The following is a 19547-nucleotide window of genomic DNA, read 5'->3' on the forward strand; positions in this document are numbered from 1 at the left end:
TCCTTGTCCTCCTTGTCCCAACTCTCAACTCCCAACTCCCAACTCCCAACTCCCTTTCTCAACGATGCTACGCCGAAACCTGAAGTTGCAACTGTTGCAACTCACTTGCACACACCACACCTTTTTCGGTAACGATTCCTGATATTAATTCAGCAGGAGTGACATCAAAACCAGGGTTATAAAACTCTACTTGGGGGGGACAGATCAGTGTCTCGCCAATTTGATAAATTTCTGAGGGATGGCGTTCTTCAATCGGGATTTTCTCACCCGTCGGTAAGTCAAAATCAATCGTAGATAGGGGGGCAGCGACGAAGAAGGGGATATTGTGAGCTTTAGCAACCAGAGCTAGACTGTAGGTGCCAATTTTATTTGCTGTGTCTCCATTGGCGGCAATTCGGTCGGCACCGACAACAACAGCATCAATCAGCCCCTGTTTCATGCAGTGAGCTGCCATGTTATCGGTAATTAAGGTGACGGGTATGCCTGCTTGGACGCATTCCCAGGAGGTTAATTTTGCACCTTGCAAGCGGGGACGGGTTTCGCAGGCGTAGACTCTGGCTAAACGCCCCTGCCGATGGGCAGAACGCACTACACCCAATGCCGTGCCGTATCCAGCAGTTGCTAATGCGCCCGTATTGCAGTATGTCAGGATACAGAGTTTCTCTGGATGGGTTGGCATCGCTGCCAAACCGCGATCGCCTATTGCCTGACATGTCTGTAAGTCTTCGATCTGAATCGCCTGTGCGGTTTCTAGTAACGCTGCTTTAAGCTGTATCACTGAACCAATGCTTTCATGAGCTATTTTGAGCATTCGAGCGATCGCCCAAAACAAATTTACGGCTGTCGGGCGAGTTTGTCGCAATTGCTGGGCAACGTCTTCTAGGTGATTTAAAAAAACCTCGCGATCGTCTGTTTCAACCTCCCGCGCCCCTAAGTACATCCCATAGGCTGCTGCCACTCCAATGGCAGGTGCGCCTCGAACAATCATGGTTTTAATCGCCCGCGCCATATCTTCACAGCACTTGATTTCCACCACGGTATACTCTTGGGGTAACCGGGTTTGGTCAATCATTAAAACGCTATCATCGTGCCAAATTACAGGGTATACCGGGTTTGCAGACATAGTTAGTTAAGTTTAAGGGATATCAATATTTTTGAGGTTTATAATTTTACTTTAACTGTGAGGGATTTAGGTTTCTGCAATAGCACTCCACCAATACCGCAGTTTTCGCAGTAAGTACCCACCCAGCCCTTTTGAGAGTTTTTCAAATTTATAGTAAAACAATATATCCATCATATCCTGGATTTTCAGAGGACTCAAGTAAGCAACTCCCCAGTCAATTTTTTCATCGCTATCTACCAAGTATCGCTTCATGCCAATTTTCTCGGATAAATTCCATTGATTGGCAAACTTTCGTTGCATTTCCCTTTGATAGGCTTTAAAACTTGATGACTTATTTTTTAAATATAGTTGAATCTGTTTGTTCGCAATTTCTGCACCGTCCATGGCGTGCCGAATGCCTTCGCCGCCTAAAAAATTTACTGTAGATACCGCATCTCCAATAGCGATGATGTTGTCTTGGTAATAAACATCCTTCAATCCGCTGGAGTATTGGAGGGTTGAGCCGTGGATATCGATTATTTTGTAATTTTCGGGTTGTATGTACTCTTTGATTAAAAGGTCTATATAGTATTTAATCGGTTTAGTATAAGTAATTATTTCATGTTCCAACCGATAGGACGCCGCACCCACTTTTAGCCGATTCTTTTCCATGGGAAATATCCAGGAGTAACCTTTAGGCATCCATTTGTGTCCTAAGAAAAAGATTAGAGCCTTGGCGTATTTATTGTACGTCTCTTCTGGGACTTCAATTAAATATTCAATACCAGCAGGTTTTAAAAAAGCAGGCTTATCGCTTTCTTTGGCATACATGACAGCTCTAGCAGGTCCGGTGGCATCAACCAGTACTTTTGTTCTCACTGCGATCGCATCACCGCCCCGTTTTTTGAGTTCAACTCTAGTATTGCCATTATCTGACTCGTGTCGAATATACCGACACCCCATCCAAACGTCACTCCCATAGGATTGAACCTCTTTTGCTAAAAACTCTCTAAATTTGGCAAAATTAAGAACCGCTCCTAATGTCTTCGAGGATTCCCAGGTTTTACTAATAGTAGTTGTGACAATGACAAGATTCTGCCAAAAACTGCCGACTACATCTTGAGGCAAGTCAAATCTCTCTAGAGTTTCTAGGGGAGTTGCAGCACTGGAGAAATCGTTTTTATAAAAATCTTCGTGTTGCTCAACAAGTAAAACCTTATAATCGGACTTTGCCAGTAATCTAGCACATTGACCACCTGCTGGACCTGCTCCTACAACAACTACATCAAAACTCTGCATATCATTGGTTTTTATTAATCAATTATTTATTGCGAATATAGCGTTTTAATTTGAGACGTGCAACTAAGATTGATGTCAATAGGGATTTGGGAGTGGGGAGTGGGGAGTTGGGAGGGGGGAGTTGGGAGTAGGCAGTGGAGAATAAAACTCAGTGTATCTCACTAGATTGGTAAGGAAAAAATCAAAGAAAAAAGGACAAAGGAAGACTATAAAACCCTGTCCTTTTCTTCATTTTTCCCTACACAATTCTAACTAACAACCGATGCCTGCTTGCTGAACAATGCTTCCCGCACCTGTTCTGCAATTTGAGAAGTGGTTAAACCTAAATCTGCCTTAGATTCATCGGGTTTAGCGTGATCTACTAACTGATCCGGTATACCGAAACGTTTGATTGGCACTAAAACATTATTATCCAATAAAGCTTCGGCTACCGCAGAACCAAAACCACCCATTAAGCAGCCTTCTTCTAAGGTGACAACTTTACCAATCTGCTGTGCCAAGGGCAAGATTAATTCAGTATCTAGGGGCTTGACAAAACGGGCATTGACCACTGTGGCTTCAATTCCATGTTCGCTGAGAATTTCTGCGACTTGCATGGTAGGGTACACCATCGAACCATAACCCACCAGCAATAGGTCATCACCGTTGCGCAAAATTTCTCCCTTACCAATGGGTAAAGGTTCCCAACCTTCTTCCATCAGAGGAACGCCGTAGCCGTTACCCCGTGGATAGCGCATGGCAATCGGTCCATCGGTGTAGTTCACACCTGTAACCACCATCCGTTGCAGTTCGGCTTCGTCTTTGGGTGCCATCACCACCATGTTGGGAATGCAGCGCAGGTAGGCAATGTCATACATTCCTTGGTGGGTAGGACCATCAACACCGACAATTCCCGCCCTATCCAGGCAGAAGAAGACGGGTAGGTTTTGGATGCAAACGTCGTGAATGATTTGGTCGTATGCCCGTTGCAGGAAGGTAGAGTAAATAGCCGCAATCGGTCGCATTCCTTCGCAAGCTAAACCTGCGGCTAAGGTAACGGCGTGTTGTTCGGCAATACCCACGTCAATGTATTGTTTGGGCAGTTTTTCTTGAAGTTTGTTTAACCCCGTGCCAGTTGCCATCGCTGCGGTGATGCCGATGATTTTAGGATTGTTCTCGGCAAGTTTGACCAGGGTGTGGGCAAAAACTTTGGAATATCCGGGGGGTTTAGGTTTGCTGACGGGGATGGCTTTACCGGTGGTGAGATCGAAGGGACTTTGGGCATGGTAGCCAACTTTGTCTTCTTCGGCGATCGCATAACCCTTGCCTTTAGTCGTGACTACATGCACGAGTACAGGTCCATCGTAAGTATGGGCTGCTTTGAAGGTAGAAATCAAGTCTTGGAGGTTGTGACCATCGACCGGTCCCATATAAGTAAAGCCCAATTCCTCAAAGACTGCACCCACCTTAGGTACAGCTAGACGCTTCATCCCTTCTTTGACACGCTGTAATTCTGGGGTTAAGGAGTCACCGAAGAACGGGAAATGCTTGAACTGTTCTTCTAAATTGTCAGCCAAAAACTGCATGGGCGCACTCAGGCGCACTTTGTTGAGAGAACGGGAAATTGCGCCAACGTTGGGAGAAATTGACATTTCATTGTCGTTGAGCACCACTAGCAGCTTGGTATGGGGCAAATGTCCGGCATGGTTAATGGCTTCTAATGCCATACCACCGGTGAGTGCGCCATCGCCAATGACGGCAGCCACTTTAAAGTTTTCCCCCTTCATGTCCCGCGCCAGCGCCATCCCCAAAGCTGCCGAAATACTAGTGGAGGCGTGTCCGGCACCGAAGTGATCGAACTTACTTTCACAGCGCTTCAGATAACCCGCAACACCATCCTTTTGCCGCAAGGTATGGAAATGGTCATAACGCCCTGTAATGAGCTTGTGGGGGTACGCTTGATGCCCGACATCCCAGGTCACTTTATCCCGATCTAGATCCAGGGTTTGATACAATCCCAGGGTCAATTCGACAACTCCCAGTCCGGGACCGAGATGCCCGCCACTGGTGGCAACGGTTTGCAGATGCTTCTCCCGAATTTGACGGGCAATTTCTTCAAGTTGACGAATTGACAAGCTGTGTAGCTGGTTTGGATGACTGATTTCACTTAAATGCATACCTGGCACTCTTCAAGATTGCTACTGGATTTTATCTATATTTTTCACAGTCTTCAGTATCCAATAGTTTGGCTAATCAGAGCCAGTCCACTTCAAAAATCGCTAGTTATTCTGGCAATTGCGGCATGACTGGGCAGATTTTCTCGTTAACCCTAAACCTGTTACTGTTCCTTACTTTTCGCAAAGAAAGGGAGTTGGGAGTTGGGAGACAAGGGGACAAGGGGACAAGGGGACAAGGGGACAAGGAGATTTTTGAGGTGTTACTCAGCTCCCCCGCTCCCCATGCTACCCTTGAGGTTTGATATTGGTGGACGTTTAACTTAAAGAATAAGTGTTTGATGCACGATGCAGTGATTGTAACGGATCGACAGGCAGCCGTTACCTTTATAAACCCGATCGCAGAGGTACTTACCGGTTGGCAGCAATCCGAGGCAATGGGGCAAGCTGTCAGCTCGATTTTTCAGAGGGTTGATGACGTTCAAGGGACGCCAGCAGTCAATCTAGTCGTGCAAGTGTTTCAAACCGGAGAGGTTGTTTCCTTGAGAGGTGAGAGTGTTTTAATCGGGAGGGACGGTAGGCAAATTCCGATTTGGGGTAGTGTGTCGCCCCTGAAGCAGCCCTCGGGAGAAATTACGGGAGCTGTTATTATCTTTTGGGATAGCCGCGATCGCAACCAGACTGAACCAATAACCCAGGTGTTGACTCGCAAACGAGAATTCATTTGTTTTCGTTCTCAATTTATCTCCACCCTCTTTCACGAATTCAGCAATCCCCTCAGCGCTATCCTCACCGCCGCGCAATTGCTTAATCGCTTCCAGGATAGGGCAACCCACGCTCAAAAACAGCGATACCTCCAGCAAATTATGGCTTCGGTGGGGCGAATGACTGCCCTGATGGACGATTTGCGAACCATTGGTCAAGCTGAATCGGGTAGGCTGGAATTTATACCTGCTCCCATTGACTTAGAACAATTTTGTCGGGATTTAATTACTAAACTCTTTTCACAGCCAAAACATTTCAATCGAATTGCCTTCACCTGTCAAGGAGACTGCACAAGGGCTTCAATAGATAAGGAACTCGCAGGCTACATCCTCTCCCATCTCCTGACGAATGCCCTCAACTATTCCTCTGATCAGGACATGGTACAGTTTAATCTGACTTGCAATCCTGACGAGTCGGTAGCCATTTTTTGCATTCAAGACCAAGGTATCGGCATTCCAGAAACTGAGCAAGCTCGAGTTTTTGAACCCTTTTATCGAGCCAAAAATGTTGGTAAAGTCCCTGGTAATGGTTTAGGGCTAGCGGTTGTGAATGTCTGTGTGGAGCGACATCAGGGAGAGATTAGTCTTACTAATACTGTCGGAGTTGGCAGTATCGTTACGGTTAAATTGCCATGGGAGTAGGGAATTGGGGGGTAGGGGAATCAATCTCATCCTGTTGCAAAACCGAAAGAAGCCGGAAACCCTTACCCAGAACAAATGAAAGGCATCACTTGGACTCAGGTTGCCCAATACTGCGTGTTGATTGTCGCTTATCTTATTCCAGCGATCGCTATTTCCCTGCTCCTAACTGGCAACCCTATCCCCAAGTTCTACAATAGCTAAATTTTTAGCCAAATCTTAGGCAAAATCTATGAATGGAGTCCGAAAATTCTTCTTAGGTATTCTATTAGTAATTGTTTTGCATAGTTTAGCCTTTTTGCTAGGAAGTTTTATCGCTTATACAGCCAGTGCGTTAGGTCTCTACGGTATAGGTAGATTGCTGTTTTTTTCCGCTTTAGGCATTGGCATCTCTCAACTTATCTATATTGTCCCAGCAATTGTGATACTGAATCGGCGACGAAAATGGAACTTAGTAAAAGGAGTGGTTTTTGGAGCCGTTTTGACAGCTTTGCTTAATGGAGGGTTTTGGGTAGTAATGGCAAGCTCGTTTTCTTGATATCAAAATTCAGGTGCTGGTTTCTGGCAGGGTAATCTGAAATTCAGTCCCTTGACTCCGGCTAATTTCCAGGGTTCCATCTAACTGCTCTACCAACCCTTGCACTAGCATCAGTCCTAAAGATGAAGTTGTCTCAATGTCAAATTCTGTGGGTATGCCGATGCCGTTGTCTCGGACAATTAGAGTCATCGTATGATCGCTGTTGGTATAGAATTTTACCTGAATTTCCCCCTTGCGGTTATTGGGAAAGGCATATTTGAGCGAGTTGGAAACGAGTTCATTAATAATCAATCCGCAGGGGATAGCCGTATCAATTTCCAGGAAAATATTATCAACATTAATGTTTAGTGTAACGGCATTGGAGCTGATGTTATAGGTATCAAAGAGATGGGTGGTTAAATCGGGAATGTATTGCGTAAAATCAATATTGGCTAAATCGTCAGAACGGTAGAGCTTTTCGTGAACGAGGGCAATCGAGGCAATCCGATTCTGGCTATCTTGCAAAACGAGAATAACTTCTTGCTGTTTAGTTCGCCTGCACTGCATTTGCAGGAGACTTTTAACGATTTGCAAATTGTTTTTGACGCGATGATGAATTTCTTTGAGCAACACCTCTTTTTCTTTGAGTGAGGCTTGGATTTTATCCTGTGCTTGCTTTTGCTCGGTGATGTCGGTAACTCGCACTAAATTAATAGCTTTGGTAGCAATGCGAATTTGCTTGACTGCCAAATTTCCCCAGAAGGGCTTGCCTTTTTTGGTGACGTATTCGATTTCTTGACTCCAAACTCCCTTGTTGTTGATTTCTTCAAGAATCGCCCCTAACTCTTGGGGAGTAAATTGCCGTTTTTGCAGGATATTCCCAACAATGCTAATCAACTCATCTTTAGTAGTAGCTTCAAACAGTTCAACAGCGCGATGGTTGCAATCAAACGTGAGTAAGGTTTCGGCATCGACTAGAAAAATAGCATCCGCTGACTCGTTAAAAATAGCGTCTTTTAGATCTCGACTGCGAATAATTTCTAACTCTGCCTGTTTGCGCTCGCTAATATCCCTGGCAATGTGAGATGCACCGATTTGCTGCCCCTTTTCATCTCGAATGCTGCTATAGGTAATTTCGTAGTAACGGCGCTGGCGATTGATATCGCCCAGTTCGCGAATCACCGTAAACTGATCCCCAGCCAAAGCACGCCTCCAAATCGCCAGTGCCTTTGCTTGTTCTTCTGGGAGATGGGCAAGGGCTTCAATTAGGTTTGTGCCAATTTCAACCTCTCGACCGAAAATATTAAAAAATTCGGCTTTGTAGGCACTGTTAAAGGTAATATATCGAAAGTCTAAATCCAGGGCAGCAATGAGGTCAGTGGTTCCTTCGATAAGGTTACTCAATAGAGACTGTTGTTCGCGGATGACTCGCTCGTTCCGCTTGCGGTTTGTAATATCACGGGAAATTTTTGAAGCGCCTATCACCTGACCAGTTGCATCTTTAATCGGAGAAATCATTAGGGAAACATCAAGCAGTTGACCATCTTTTCGCCTCCGTACTGTTTCGTAATGCTCGACTTTTTCTCCCCGGCGGATTTTTTCTAAAATAGTCGGCATCTCATTAACACAGTTGGGAGGCAACAGAATGGAGAGCGAGCGACCAATGACTTCTTCAGCCCGATAGCCGTATATCTTTTGTGCACCTGCGTTCCAGCTTGCAATAATGGCATCCAATGTATTGCCAATAATAGCATCCTCAGAGGATTCCACAATAGCAGCTAATTGGGAACGCAATTCAACGATCGCTTTGTGCCTTGACAAGGCAATTTGAATCGTGGTTTTTAATTGTTGATCTTCAAAGGGTTTCAGGAGGTAGCCAAAGGGTTGAGTGATGTTGGCACGTTGCAGGGTTTCTGAATCAGAATAAGCCGTTAAAAAAACCACAGGAATGTTAGAGTATTGATGAAGTTGCTCTGCCGCTTCGATGCCGTCGATTTCTCCCTGAAGAATAATATCCATGAGAATTAAATCGGGCTGCAATTCAATGGCTTTTTGAATCGCCTCTTCTCCAGTCGCAACGGTGGCAGGCACAGCGTAGTCGAGTTTTTCTAAACTACGTTTAATATCTAGGGCTGTAACCCACTCATCTTCTACAACTAAAATTTTTATCTTATTCATGGTTCATCGTCATGAATGTTGAACCGTTAAGTTAAGGGATTCCCCACCGATTCCCTTATCATCTTCTAGGCTTGTATTTAACTTCTTTGAATTTTAGGGTAAACGTCGTGCCTTGAGTTCTGTCTAATTCAAGGGTGCCGCCAATTTGCTGGGTAGTACCGCAAACGAGTTGCAGACCTAAAGATTTGGTGTTACGGAAGTCTATAGTGGTAGGTATGCCTACTCCATTATCGCTGATTATTAAGGTAAAGTCTTCATTGTTACAAGCTTGTAAACTAATGCGGATTTCACCGGGTTGCCCTTGGGGAAAGGCATATTTCAATGCATTGGATACTAGCTCATTAATCAATAAGCCACAGGGGAGAGCAGTATCAATACACAGTTCGATGTGTGCGGGGTTGATGTCAATCTCCCAGGAAAGAGTATTAGTGCTGAGGGTGTAGGTGCGGGCGAGTTGGTTGACTAAGGTGTGCAAGTAGGAGCCAAAATCAATTCGCGCCAAATCTTGGGAGCGGTATAACAGTTCATGAATCAAACCCATGGAGCGGATGCGATTTTGGCTCTCTTGAAACATTTGGAGGATTTTTGGCTCGTTGGTGTAGGATGATTGTAATCGCAACAGGGAGTGAATCACCTGTAAATTGTTTTTAACTCGGTGGTGAATTTCCCGCAGTAGTACCTCTTTTTCGCGGAGGGATGTTTGCAGTTCTTCTTCGGCTTTTTTGCGATCGCTAATATCTTCACCAATCCCCACAATTCGATAGACATCTCCTCGCTCATCGCTCACTAAAAAGGTACGCATCCTAATCCAACGTTGCGAACCATCTTCTCTAATAATCCGGTATTCATAGGTTAGGTTTTGTTGATTGAGCTGAGGCAGAAGACTAATTATTTTATCTCTATCGTCTTCGTGAATTCGGTCTATCCAAGTGTCGGGGTGGGCGTACAGGGACTTGCAGGACTCCCCCCAAATTTCTTCATAGGCTGGGCTGATATATAGCAGTTGCAAATCAGCCGAGTAAATCCAGAAGATATCTCGAATATTTTCGGCGAGTAACCGAAACTGTTGCTCACTGTTGCGTAGGGCAGTTTCAGCTTGCTGGCGCTCTGTAATATCTATAGAAATTCCGACAATGCCGCTCAGAATTCCTTGGTCATCATAAATCGGTGAATCCGCGATCATAATCGGAAAGGTTGTACCATCTCGTCGCTGCACGAGGAACTCTCCCGACCAACTTTGACCGACTTGTAAGCAAGCAAAAATTTCTGCGGCTTGGGTTTGTGTCGTTGAGGCGGGGGTAACTTCTAGAATTGAGCGCCCTAGAACTTCGTCCGTTGTCCAACCATAGAGGACTCCGGCAAAGTGATTCCAGTAAGTGATGTTACCCTGTAAATCTGTGGCGATTACCGCCTGTTCTACAGCATCCAATAGACGCGCCTGAAAGCGAATCTGTTGCTCGGTTTTTTTGCGATCGCTAATATCACGAATAATTGCTAAAAGTCCGACGGACTCGCCTTTATCATCCGTAAGCACACTCACCAAATGTTCCACAGACACTTGGGTGCCATTGCAAGTGGTATGAATAGTTTCGCCCCGCCACTGACCGGTTTGTTTCAAGGCTTGGTATGCTGCCTCTTCATCGGTTGGCTGCAACCAAGAGTATTGGTATAAATCGGTGAGGGTTTGACTGATAGCTGCTGTTGCCGAAATTCCGTACATTTTTTCTGCAGCCTGATTCCAGTAGGTGACTCGGTGTTCTGAGTCGATCGCTACCACCATATCTCTGATTTGTGAGAGGATATACGCTTTGAAGGAGTTTTCCTGTTCTAGCTTTTCCCGCTCTTGAATTTCAGCCTGCAATCGAGCATTCGCCTCACTTAATTTGGCTGTTCGCTCTAGAACACGCTCTTCTAACTCCTGATTCAGTTGCTGTAAAGCCAGTTCTGCTCGTTTCTTATCGCTGATATCTCGAATTAACCATAAAAATTGAGCGGGTTCACCCTGCTCATCCTGAATTGCCCTGACTGTAATTGCGGCAGTAAATGTCATTCCTGGGTAAGAGCGCCAATCCATTTCAAAGGGAGTCAGTTGATGAAGCCGCCTGAGCTGGCTGAGTTTGTTTCGGAACCCTTTATGCTCTGGCTTGGGAATGAAAAGATGCAGGGGTTTCCCTAAAATTTGGTGATTGTCAGGAGCAGCAAATAGAAGCTTTGCCGCTTGATTGGCGTCTTGAATGACTCCCCAAGCATCTGTTACCAAATAACCATCGGGCGCTAAGTTGAATAAGTCTTGGTAGCGTTGCTGTTGCTGTTCTGTTTCTTGGCGAGCGGCGATAAGTTCTTCATTGCTCTGGCGCAGTTCTTCTAGGGTAACTTGTAATTCTTCGTTGGCTCTTTCGAGTTGAGCTGCATGCTGCTTTAATTCACCATGGGCTTGATGTAGTGAGGTTTCTGAGTCGTAACATTCTTGCTCGGCATGAACTTCCTGAAACACATAGGATAAATAATCGGCAATTTCGATCATCGCGCCGATTTCATGTTCGCTCCAGCCGTAGGGTTGGGGTGAGTCGAGGCACAGCAAACCCACGAGATTCCGGAAAGGCTTCAGAGGTACGTCTAAAATTGCTTGGGTTCCCCCGGCTGACATTGCCTCAGTCAAGGGTTGCAGTAGGGGTGATGCGGTTATATCTTCTATAATTAATGGCTCTCCCCGACGTAGAGCTGCCAAATAATCAGGAGCAATCCTTAAGTCAGCCCTCAAGCCGGTTAATGAGGGCATAGCTTCTGACTCAATAGACTGGATGACTGTCAGTTGACCTTGGGAATCGATGGTACTGTAGGCAATACGCTGGCTTGGAAAAGCGTTGTGAATTTGTTTAAGGCTGCGATCGACAATCTTCTCAAGGGATAGCCCGTAAAGTCTGCCCATGGTGATAAAGTGGGCTAATCGGCTACAAAGTTGACTCTTGTGTAAGGCTGGTTCGAGTTCGTGACGGATTTGGGCTTCCGCGTGCTGCTGGTGTTGTATCTCAGTTAAGATGTCGAGACAGTGATGCAACTCTAGAGCGATCGCGTCTGAGTGAGTTTGCTGAAGACTTATCGCAATGGCAGAAATGCGGTTAATACACTGAGTGAGAGTCGCCGAGGACATGAGTGTTGAACCGTAAGCTCAATACGGTATACCTTTTGCTTCTATGCTATCGGCTGTAACTGAAGTGATGCACTTCACATTCTTTTGCTCTACTGTCACACTAGGGATTTTAGGGAGTGGGGAGTGGTATCAACTCACTATTTCGTGGAATGTCAGATGCACTGGGGCTAAGTGCAAATGTCGTCGCAGAGAGTGCGATCGCTCTCACTCACATTCGGGTTCGTCTTCAAGTAGTCTCGCAGCCAATTGCAACCTTGTACTAGTAAATTATCTAGCGATAACAAACTCCGGAGTTGCACCGTATTGTTATCACCAGCCCAAGCAATTGTCTTTCCATCAGGGCTAAAGCTGATACTTCTGACTTGATGTGCTTGGAATGATTGCAGGAGAGTACCATCTAGGCTCCACAGTTTCACTGTAGTGTCAGCACTAGCAGAAGCTATAGTCTGTCCATCTGGGCTGAAACTAACACTATAGACCCTATCGCTATGTCCCTGAAAGGTTTGTAGGAGCGTACCATCTAGACCCCACAGTTTTATGGTGCTATCGGCACTAACGGAGACAATTGTCTGACCATCTGGACTGAAACTGATACTTGTGACCCCACCTAGATGCTCCTGAAAAGTTTGCACTAGCCTGCCATCCAATCTCCACAATTTGACTGTACCATCACCGCTAGCGGAGGCAAACATCTGCCCATCGGGACTGAAGCTGACACTACTAACCCAATTCTTATGACCTCGAAAGGTTTGCAGCAGCGTGCCATCAAGTCCCCACAGTCTTATTGTGCCGTTACCACTAGCGGAGGCAATTGTCTGCCCATTAGGAATGAAGCTGACACTGCTAGCCGCCCCTTCATGCCCCTGGAAAGTTTGCAGTAGCGTGCCATCAAGTCTCCACAGTTTTACTAAAGTGTCAGCACTAGCGGAGGCAATCATCTGTCCATCGGGGCTGAAGCTGATAGTATAGATGCGCTCACTATGCCCCCGGAAGATTTGCAGTAGTCTACCATCTGTACCCCACAGTTTTACTAAAGTGTCAGCACCAGCGGAGGCAATCATCTGCCCATCTGGGCTGAAGCTAATACTATAGATTCGAGTAATAGGCTTGTTGAAGAAGTGGAAGGTTTGTACTAATTTGCTATCCAAAGCCCACAACTTCACTGTGTTATCAGCGCTAGCAGAGGCAATCGTCTGTCCATCAGGACTGAAGCTGATGCTATTGACTCCACTGCTATGGTCTTGAAAGATTTGCACAACTGTACCATCTAGATGCCAGAGTTTTACCGTACCCTCACGACCAGCCGAGGCAATCGTCTGTCCATCAGGACTGAAGCTGATGCTATTGACTCCACTACTATGCCCCCCCAAGGTCTGTAAGAGCGTACCATCTGTGCGCCAGAGTTTCACCGTACCCTCACGACCAGCTAAAGCAAGTATCTGTCCATCGGGACTGAAACTAATGCTGTTGCGCCAACGGCTATGTCCCCCCATACTTTGCAACAGTGTGCCATCTGTGCGCCATAGGTTCACCGTATCCCCGCCAACTAAGGCAATTATCTGACCATCTGGACTGAAGTGAATGCCATAATTCCTGTTTCCTTCAAAGGTTTGCAAGAGCGTGCCATCTGTACTCCATAGGTTCACCTTGCCCTCAATGCTCACCGAGGCAATAGTCTGACCGTCTGGACTGAAGTTGACGCTATTGACTCCATTACTATGCCACTCAAAGGTTTGCAAGAGTGTGCCATCTATACGCCAAAGTTTTACTGTATGGTCAGAGCTAGTTGAGGTAAGGGTCTGACCGTCTGGACTGAAGTTGATGCTATTGACTCCACTGCTATGCAACTTAAATGTTTGCAAGAGTGTGCCATCTATACGCCAGAGTTTTACTGTATGGTCAGAGCTCGCTGAGGCAATAATTTGACCATCGGGACTGAATCTAACACTATAAACTTTATCGCTATGCCCCTCCAAGCGATTTCGCTCTCGTACTTGATCAAGGGTTTGATAGAGTTGGCTTCTGGTGTACATCTTAAGCTCAGATGAAGCCTGCCCTGCCATGTTTTGTAATTTTTTGCCTGCTTTAATGATAGCTAATAATGCCTCAAGTTGCTTATGAGACAGCCACAGCACTTGAGATAACGAACTCAACGCTTCAATTTCAGCAATTTCTGCTCGCTTACGTTCCTCCTGTTCCTTCCGCAACGCCTCTTCTTTCTCTCTCAGCGCTTGCCTCAATTGTGCTTCCGTTAACTTCTGCTTCTCCTTCGCTTCTGCCAATTCTGCCAACAATCCTGGCGCTTGCTGCTGACGAATAAAGGCAACCAGATAATCATGAACCAACTGATACCGATTAGCCGGAGAATCTGGCACCAGAAACACTAAACCCGAACCTATTAAAATCTCCAATACTAAATCTAACTGCTTTGTTTCCGACTCAAACCCCAATACCTTTAAATCCGCTTCCAACTCAGCGCGAGTTTTAAGCGGACGAGTGCCATTTTCATTCGTGAGCAAATACAACACGAGTCGGGCAGCCCGTTCATTTTCAATCCCACCATCTCTGATAACCTCTTCTAGGGAGCGCTGAACCAGTTTTTCTTTTGGATTCGCGCCAAGCTGATGGTATTGTTCAAGCGTTGTAATATTCTCTGTTTGCAGTTGCGCTCCTACTACTTGCAACTCAATCGGGCGAATTTCCCCCAACTCTCCAGCTAAATCCTGCACTAATTCATCAATTAGCGCAGGTTCGAGGTAAAACTGTGACCTATCCGTTAATTCTCGAATAACTGACTTAGCACGTTCTGGTGAAAAGTCTCCTAAATAGCAACGAATATTTTTATCTAAAATATTATTATTGATAACATCCAAGTTAGCGAAGCGATCGCACTCCAATAGATAATGCAAATAATCTTCCCGTAAAGACAGAATAACCTTCACATAGGGAATATTGAGACAATCCCTAAGAAACTCATAAAATTGCCGCCTTTCCCGCAAATCTGTGCAAACAAAGAAAAACTCTTCAAACTGGTCAAAAATTAGAACAGTGAGCAGATGGCGATCAGCATAAAATTTTAACTGTTCAATAATCATCTTTATTGCAGCAAGCGTTGGGGCAAGCACTGTCTCCTCAATTTCCGGTAACGCTTCAGCTAGCTTTTTTCCCAAGTCCGCAACCCAATTAGTGTAATATCGCAAAGTAATGGGTAAAGCTGTGCGATCGCCAATGGGATTTTGTTGTAATTCAGGCACCAATCCCGCCCACAATAGCGAACTCTTACCTACTCCTGACATTCCATGAATAACTATCAATTTGTAGTCATTCCGGCTCAGTTTTTCAATTAAACCATTAAGATCACTCCGTCGTCCTGAAGCTGTGATTCGCTCTCGTGCCCTTTCTTGAGGGTCAATTGAATCGAAAGCAGGATTAATAATTCGTTTTATCGGTCGCAAGCTTCCTGCACCCGTAAAAGGGCGAAACCCATATTGAGCTTCAATGGATTTTTGTTCTTGTTTGACTTCAAAAGCTTTAAGATATTCACCTTGCTGAAAGTAGAGCGATCGCAGTTCTGACAGAATATCAATATAAAGCTGTGGATCGTACTGGGGGTTATTTTTTTCTCTTGCTGTTTCTAAGTTTTTGACCGTTTCTTCAAGTTGATTTAAATGCCGCTGTGCTTTAGCCAATAAGAATAAATATAAACTCTGATATTGTTTCCATGCCCAGCCCCAATTTGTATCTGCATACTGTGAACCTAGTGCAACGAGTTCTGGTTCAGTATTCTTTTGTAGCGCTAACGCTGCATATTTTTTAGCTTCACTCCAAGCTGCTTTTTTCAAAGCAACCTCAGCCAAAAGTCCGTAAGCATAACCCGAATACAGACGTTGGTGTGAATCCGGATAGGTTTGATACAATTTAACCGAATCTTTAGCAACAATTTCTAACTCATCCCAATCCTCCAACCTTGTCAGAACTTCTCCCAAAGCATTGATGAACCTGGCTGCTAAAACCGGACGATTACTCTGTTTAAAAACTTCAACACATTGCTTAAAATAATCCCTAGCTTTAGCACAAGCTTGAACGTATTCAAAGCGATGTAATACTGCATATCGACGCCACCACAAACCTAGATAAAATAGTAAACAACCATACCGCTCTGTATTCTGGCTTTGCTGCCAAAACACCAAACTTTTCTCATAGTGTTGTCGAGCTTCTTCCATCTGTTCGTTCGCCTGAGCATTTCTTCCGAGCAGGAATTCAAGGTTAGCTTCTAGCTCTGGCTCTAGTTCTTGTATACGGTTTTGCAAATCCTCCAAAGCTGAATTAAGTTCAGAGGGATACCATGAATCAACTGCTATATTAAGGACTGCATTATCGAGAAACCTTCCAGCACCTGCGCCTAAAATTTGCTGGAAGGCATCATGAGCATTTTGGTTGAGAAGATTGATAAGTTCATCAGTTGCGATCGCAAATTCAATCGTAGTTGTCCAACTATCAAAATCTGGGGCTAATCGAGTGAATTTTTGTAATACCTCATCATTGACCCAAAACACGATTAGGAAGGGAAAGTTTTTGCGAAACTCTTCCCGAACGTGATTGGTTGCAACAATTACTGGGTCAATGGCATCTACCGATTCTAAGCCAAATATCATCAGGGCGGACACAGAGGCATCGCCCCTACCCTGTTGCTTATCTTGGAGGGCTTTTTCAATAGTGCTATAAAGGGTCTTGACCGACGAATCTAGAACTACTTCGTGGATTTTGATGGGGCATTGTTCTCGTAGTTGCTGCACAATTTGTTCCCGTAAGTGGGAATAGTTGCAGCGGGCTAAAATAAGGGAAAACTCGCCTTGAGAGAGAGTAATTGCTCGGATGAGGGTTTGTAAGGACTCTTCGTTATCAGCAGCTATATCGTCTATTTCATTGGGTTCTGTCATAAAAAAGAATTGAGGATGATTTGATAAACCGCAGATGCACAGCAAAGCACGCGGATAACTACAGATACTTTTCTTATTCCCCCCTTGATAAGGGGGGTTAGGGGGGTCAATTAAGTTCTTTTGCCTCTGCTAAGACTGGATTAATATCAAACCAAGGTTCTTCATCATCATTGCGGTATTCAAAGACGAGCATATTCCGTAATAGGGTTTGGTATTCTGGCTCTTGTTGTACAGTTTTGAGTTCTCTGACTTGACGCAATAATTCCCACTCTTGGGGCTTGATGCCTAAGACTAACTTATTACGTCGCTCCCTAATCACTTTTTCTACACAATTGAGGGAGATGGGAGGATTTTTTTTCATCAGACAGCTATAAAGGAGTCCTAACAAGTTCCGTACATGACCCCCACTTCCTCGGCATAGTCTATCTAAAGTTTCAGGAGAATCAAAGATTTTTGTAATTAAATCCACTCGATGATACGGATTTACGTCAGGAAATGCTCTTGCCAGTACCATTTGCCGCAATAGTGCCATGCCTTCGGCGCACTCGCTACCCTCTTTTAACTGTACAGACACCATCGGTAAGACTTTGGGATCAATTCCTCCTCCCATGCGATTGGTTAGTACTTGTGATTCACTAGAGAAAATTAAGGATAGGGGAATGGTGTAAACGACGTGGCAATTGAGGCGGCGTAACTGTTCGCCTCGGTCGATGAAGAGGTATTCTGGTAACAGACGACCGGAGGGTAGAGGACGACTATCGACGCGATCGAGATTATCGATAATTACCACGAGTCCTTGTTTACCCCGTCGCTTGAGTTCGGTGTTAGCGCGATCAATTAATTCCTGGTTAATCGCTTCTAAAATCCCATTGGTGCGGGGTTCTAGATATTGCCGTAATTGACCACGTAGTTTGGGGCTATCTTTGGTTTGAGCGGTAATTTTGGCAATGCCTAAGGATAATTCTGCTCCCACGTTAAGATCGACTGGGGTTTGTAAGAAGTCTTTGACTTCAGTAAACAGATTGGCAAAGTATCCGGGTTTGAGTTTGACTTGAATCGCTTCTAGACTGGTGCTGACTTGACGTGCGATCGCAAGTAGAATATCGCTAATATCCACGTCTGCCAAGTCCAAATCCTGACTCGACTCAAAGTAAACCACATGAAACCCCTGTCGTTCCAATTGTTCTTTGAGTTTGAGCAGTTCTGTAGACTTGCCACAACCGATATGTCCGGTAAACAGTTGGCAAGTCGGTTCATCGGGTGAGAAGAGGGTGATGGTTCGCCCCAATTCCTCAATAATCTCACCCCCCCGCACCGCAGCAAAATCAATGTAATACTGCCTATCTTCCGGCTTGCCCAAATCCAGGGTTTTGCTGGGGTTACAGGCTTGGTAAAACTTCCGCAAATCCAATGTCATGGGTTCCCCTGCAATAGAGCTTATCTTATTTTCTACCACCGCGATTATAGTAATTCGGCAAAAAGCATTGTTTAACCCCAATAATTCAAGGATTATTGATTAATCCTGATAATCGCTCTAATCCATGTCTCATCTGTTACAAAAATCACCGAAGCGCTTGACTTCCCTAGATGCATTTCGAGGGATTGCCATTATGGGTATGATTTTAGTCAATATGGCAGGGTTAGCCGAGCAAACCTATCCGCCCTTACTCCACGCCGACTGGCACGGCTGCACTTTCGCCGACTTAGTTTTTCCATTCTTTCTATTTATTGTCGGTGTGGCAATGCCCTTTTCCTTGCAGAAGTATACCCAAGGAAATCAACCTCGCTTAATACTTTACTGGCGCATTCTCCGACGCAGTGCCATCCTGTTTGCCTTGGGATTGTTCCTGAATGGATTTTGGAATTACGACTGGAGTACTATCCGGCTCATGGGCATTTTACAACGCATCAGTCTTGCTTACCTGTTTGCGGCTCTAGCTGTTCTCAACTTACCGCGACGGGGGCAATGGGTGCTAGCTATTCTGTTACTTGTTGGTTACTGGATGGCAATGTCATTAATACCCGTTCCGGGTTATGGTGCGGGTAACTTGACACGAGAAGGAAATTTCGGGGCGTATATCGATCGCTTTATTATCGGTACGGCTCATTTATACAAGGGGGATAACTTTAACTCCATGGGTGATCCAGAAGGATTATTCAGTACAATTCCGGCAGTGGTGACAGTTTTGTTAGGTTATTTTACCGGGGAATGGCTGCGCAACCAGCCTCAAAAATCCTATACCAGCATGAATTTAGTCCTGATGAGTCTTAGCAGCTTAGTAATCGGGCAAGTTTGGGATTTTTGGTTGCCGATGAATAAGAAATTGTGGACGAGTTCCTATGTACTTTTTACGGCAGGTTGGGCATTGTTGGTATTGGCAGCGTGTTATGAATTAATTGAAGTACGACAGCGCAAAAACTGGGGTAAGCCCTTTGAGATTATGGGAGTAAACGCTATTTTTGCCTTTATCGCTTCCGTATTATTGATTAAAATTATGGTCAAAACTCATATCGGTACAGGCGAAGATGCTCTAACTACCTACACCTGGATTTACGACCATCTTTTCGCATCCTGGGCAGGAGGAATGAACGGTTCTTTCGTGTTTGCTGTCGTAACGGTAGGATTTTGGTGGGGAGTTTTGTACGGAATGTATCGGTTGGGTTGGTTTCTTAAAATTTAAGCGATCGCGTATTCATTGCGCCGAACAAATCCCCTATTTCCCCAACCCGTAGGACAGGCGTCTCGCCTGTCTCATAAATGTTAATATAAGCAGACAAACCCCTAAATTAAAATAAGCAGGCAA

General features: G+C 45.1%; 11 protein-coding genes. 4 read left to right on the plus strand and 7 right to left on the minus strand.

The window, feature by feature from the left end; all coding sequences use genetic code 11:
* Positions 1–67 precede the first annotated feature (67 nt).
* The 3 genes from mtnA to dxs form a co-directional block, all read right to left on the minus strand.
* On the minus strand, positions 68–1123 hold the full coding sequence (mtnA, locus tag IQ257_RS17605) for an S-methyl-5-thioribose-1-phosphate isomerase (RefSeq protein ID WP_193882632.1): 1056 nt from the start codon (positions 1121–1123) through the stop codon (positions 68–70).
* A 66-nt stretch (positions 1124–1189) separates the two neighbouring features.
* Entirely contained in the window at positions 1190–2401 is a 1212-nt protein-coding gene (locus IQ257_RS17610; RefSeq protein ID WP_193882635.1) for an NAD(P)/FAD-dependent oxidoreductase, read from the minus strand.
* A gap of 248 nt (positions 2402–2649) precedes the next feature.
* Entirely contained in the window at positions 2650–4557 is a 1908-nt protein-coding gene (dxs, locus tag IQ257_RS17615) for a 1-deoxy-D-xylulose-5-phosphate synthase (protein WP_193875263.1), read from the minus strand.
* 338 nt (positions 4558–4895) lie between these two features.
* Between dxs and IQ257_RS17620 the strand changes: the two genes are divergently transcribed.
* The 3 genes from IQ257_RS17620 (at position 4896) to IQ257_RS17625 (ending at position 6495) form a co-directional block, all read left to right on the plus strand.
* Complete coding sequence (locus IQ257_RS17620; protein ID WP_228060795.1) at positions 4896–5960, plus strand: sensor histidine kinase; 1065 nt, start codon at positions 4896–4898, stop codon at positions 5958–5960.
* 75 nt (positions 5961–6035) lie between these two features.
* On the plus strand, positions 6036–6161 hold the full coding sequence (locus tag IQ257_RS30825) for a hypothetical protein (protein ID WP_265584498.1): 126 nt from the start codon (positions 6036–6038) through the stop codon (positions 6159–6161).
* Positions 6162–6189: 28 nt separating this feature from the next.
* Positions 6190–6495, plus strand: coding sequence for a hypothetical protein (locus tag IQ257_RS17625; RefSeq protein WP_193875267.1), 306 nt, complete (start codon positions 6190–6192; stop codon positions 6493–6495).
* Between the two features lie 9 nt (positions 6496–6504).
* Here IQ257_RS17625 and IQ257_RS17630 read toward each other — a convergent pair whose 3' ends face one another.
* The 4 genes from IQ257_RS17630 to IQ257_RS17645 form a co-directional block, all read right to left on the minus strand.
* Positions 6505–8652 carry a PAS domain S-box protein gene (locus IQ257_RS17630; RefSeq protein ID WP_193875269.1) on the minus strand — a complete coding sequence of 716 codons (2148 nt, stop codon included), beginning with the start codon at positions 8650–8652 and terminating at the stop codon, positions 6505–6507.
* Between the two features lie 58 nt (positions 8653–8710).
* Complete coding sequence (locus IQ257_RS17635) at positions 8711–11803, minus strand: PAS domain S-box protein (protein ID WP_193875271.1); 3093 nt, start codon at positions 11801–11803, stop codon at positions 8711–8713.
* Between the two features lie 167 nt (positions 11804–11970).
* Positions 11971–16743, minus strand: a complete 4773-nt coding sequence (locus tag IQ257_RS17640; RefSeq protein WP_193875272.1) for a PD40 domain-containing protein — start codon at positions 16741–16743, stop codon at positions 11971–11973.
* 106 nt (positions 16744–16849) lie between these two features.
* Positions 16850–18160: a P-loop NTPase fold protein gene (locus IQ257_RS17645; RefSeq protein ID WP_193875274.1), complete on the minus strand. Its 1311-nt coding sequence runs from the start codon at positions 18158–18160 to the stop codon at positions 16850–16852.
* Positions 18161–18284: 124 nt separating this feature from the next.
* Here IQ257_RS17645 and IQ257_RS17650 point away from each other — a divergent pair, with 124 nt between their 5' ends.
* On the plus strand, positions 18285–19424 hold the full coding sequence (locus IQ257_RS17650) for an acyltransferase family protein (RefSeq protein ID WP_193875276.1): 1140 nt from the start codon (positions 18285–18287) through the stop codon (positions 19422–19424).
* Positions 19425–19547 lie beyond the last annotated feature (123 nt).

Source organism: Coleofasciculus sp. LEGE 07092, assembly GCF_015207375.1.
Taxonomy (GTDB): domain Bacteria; phylum Cyanobacteriota; class Cyanobacteriia; order Cyanobacteriales; family Coleofasciculaceae; genus LEGE-07092.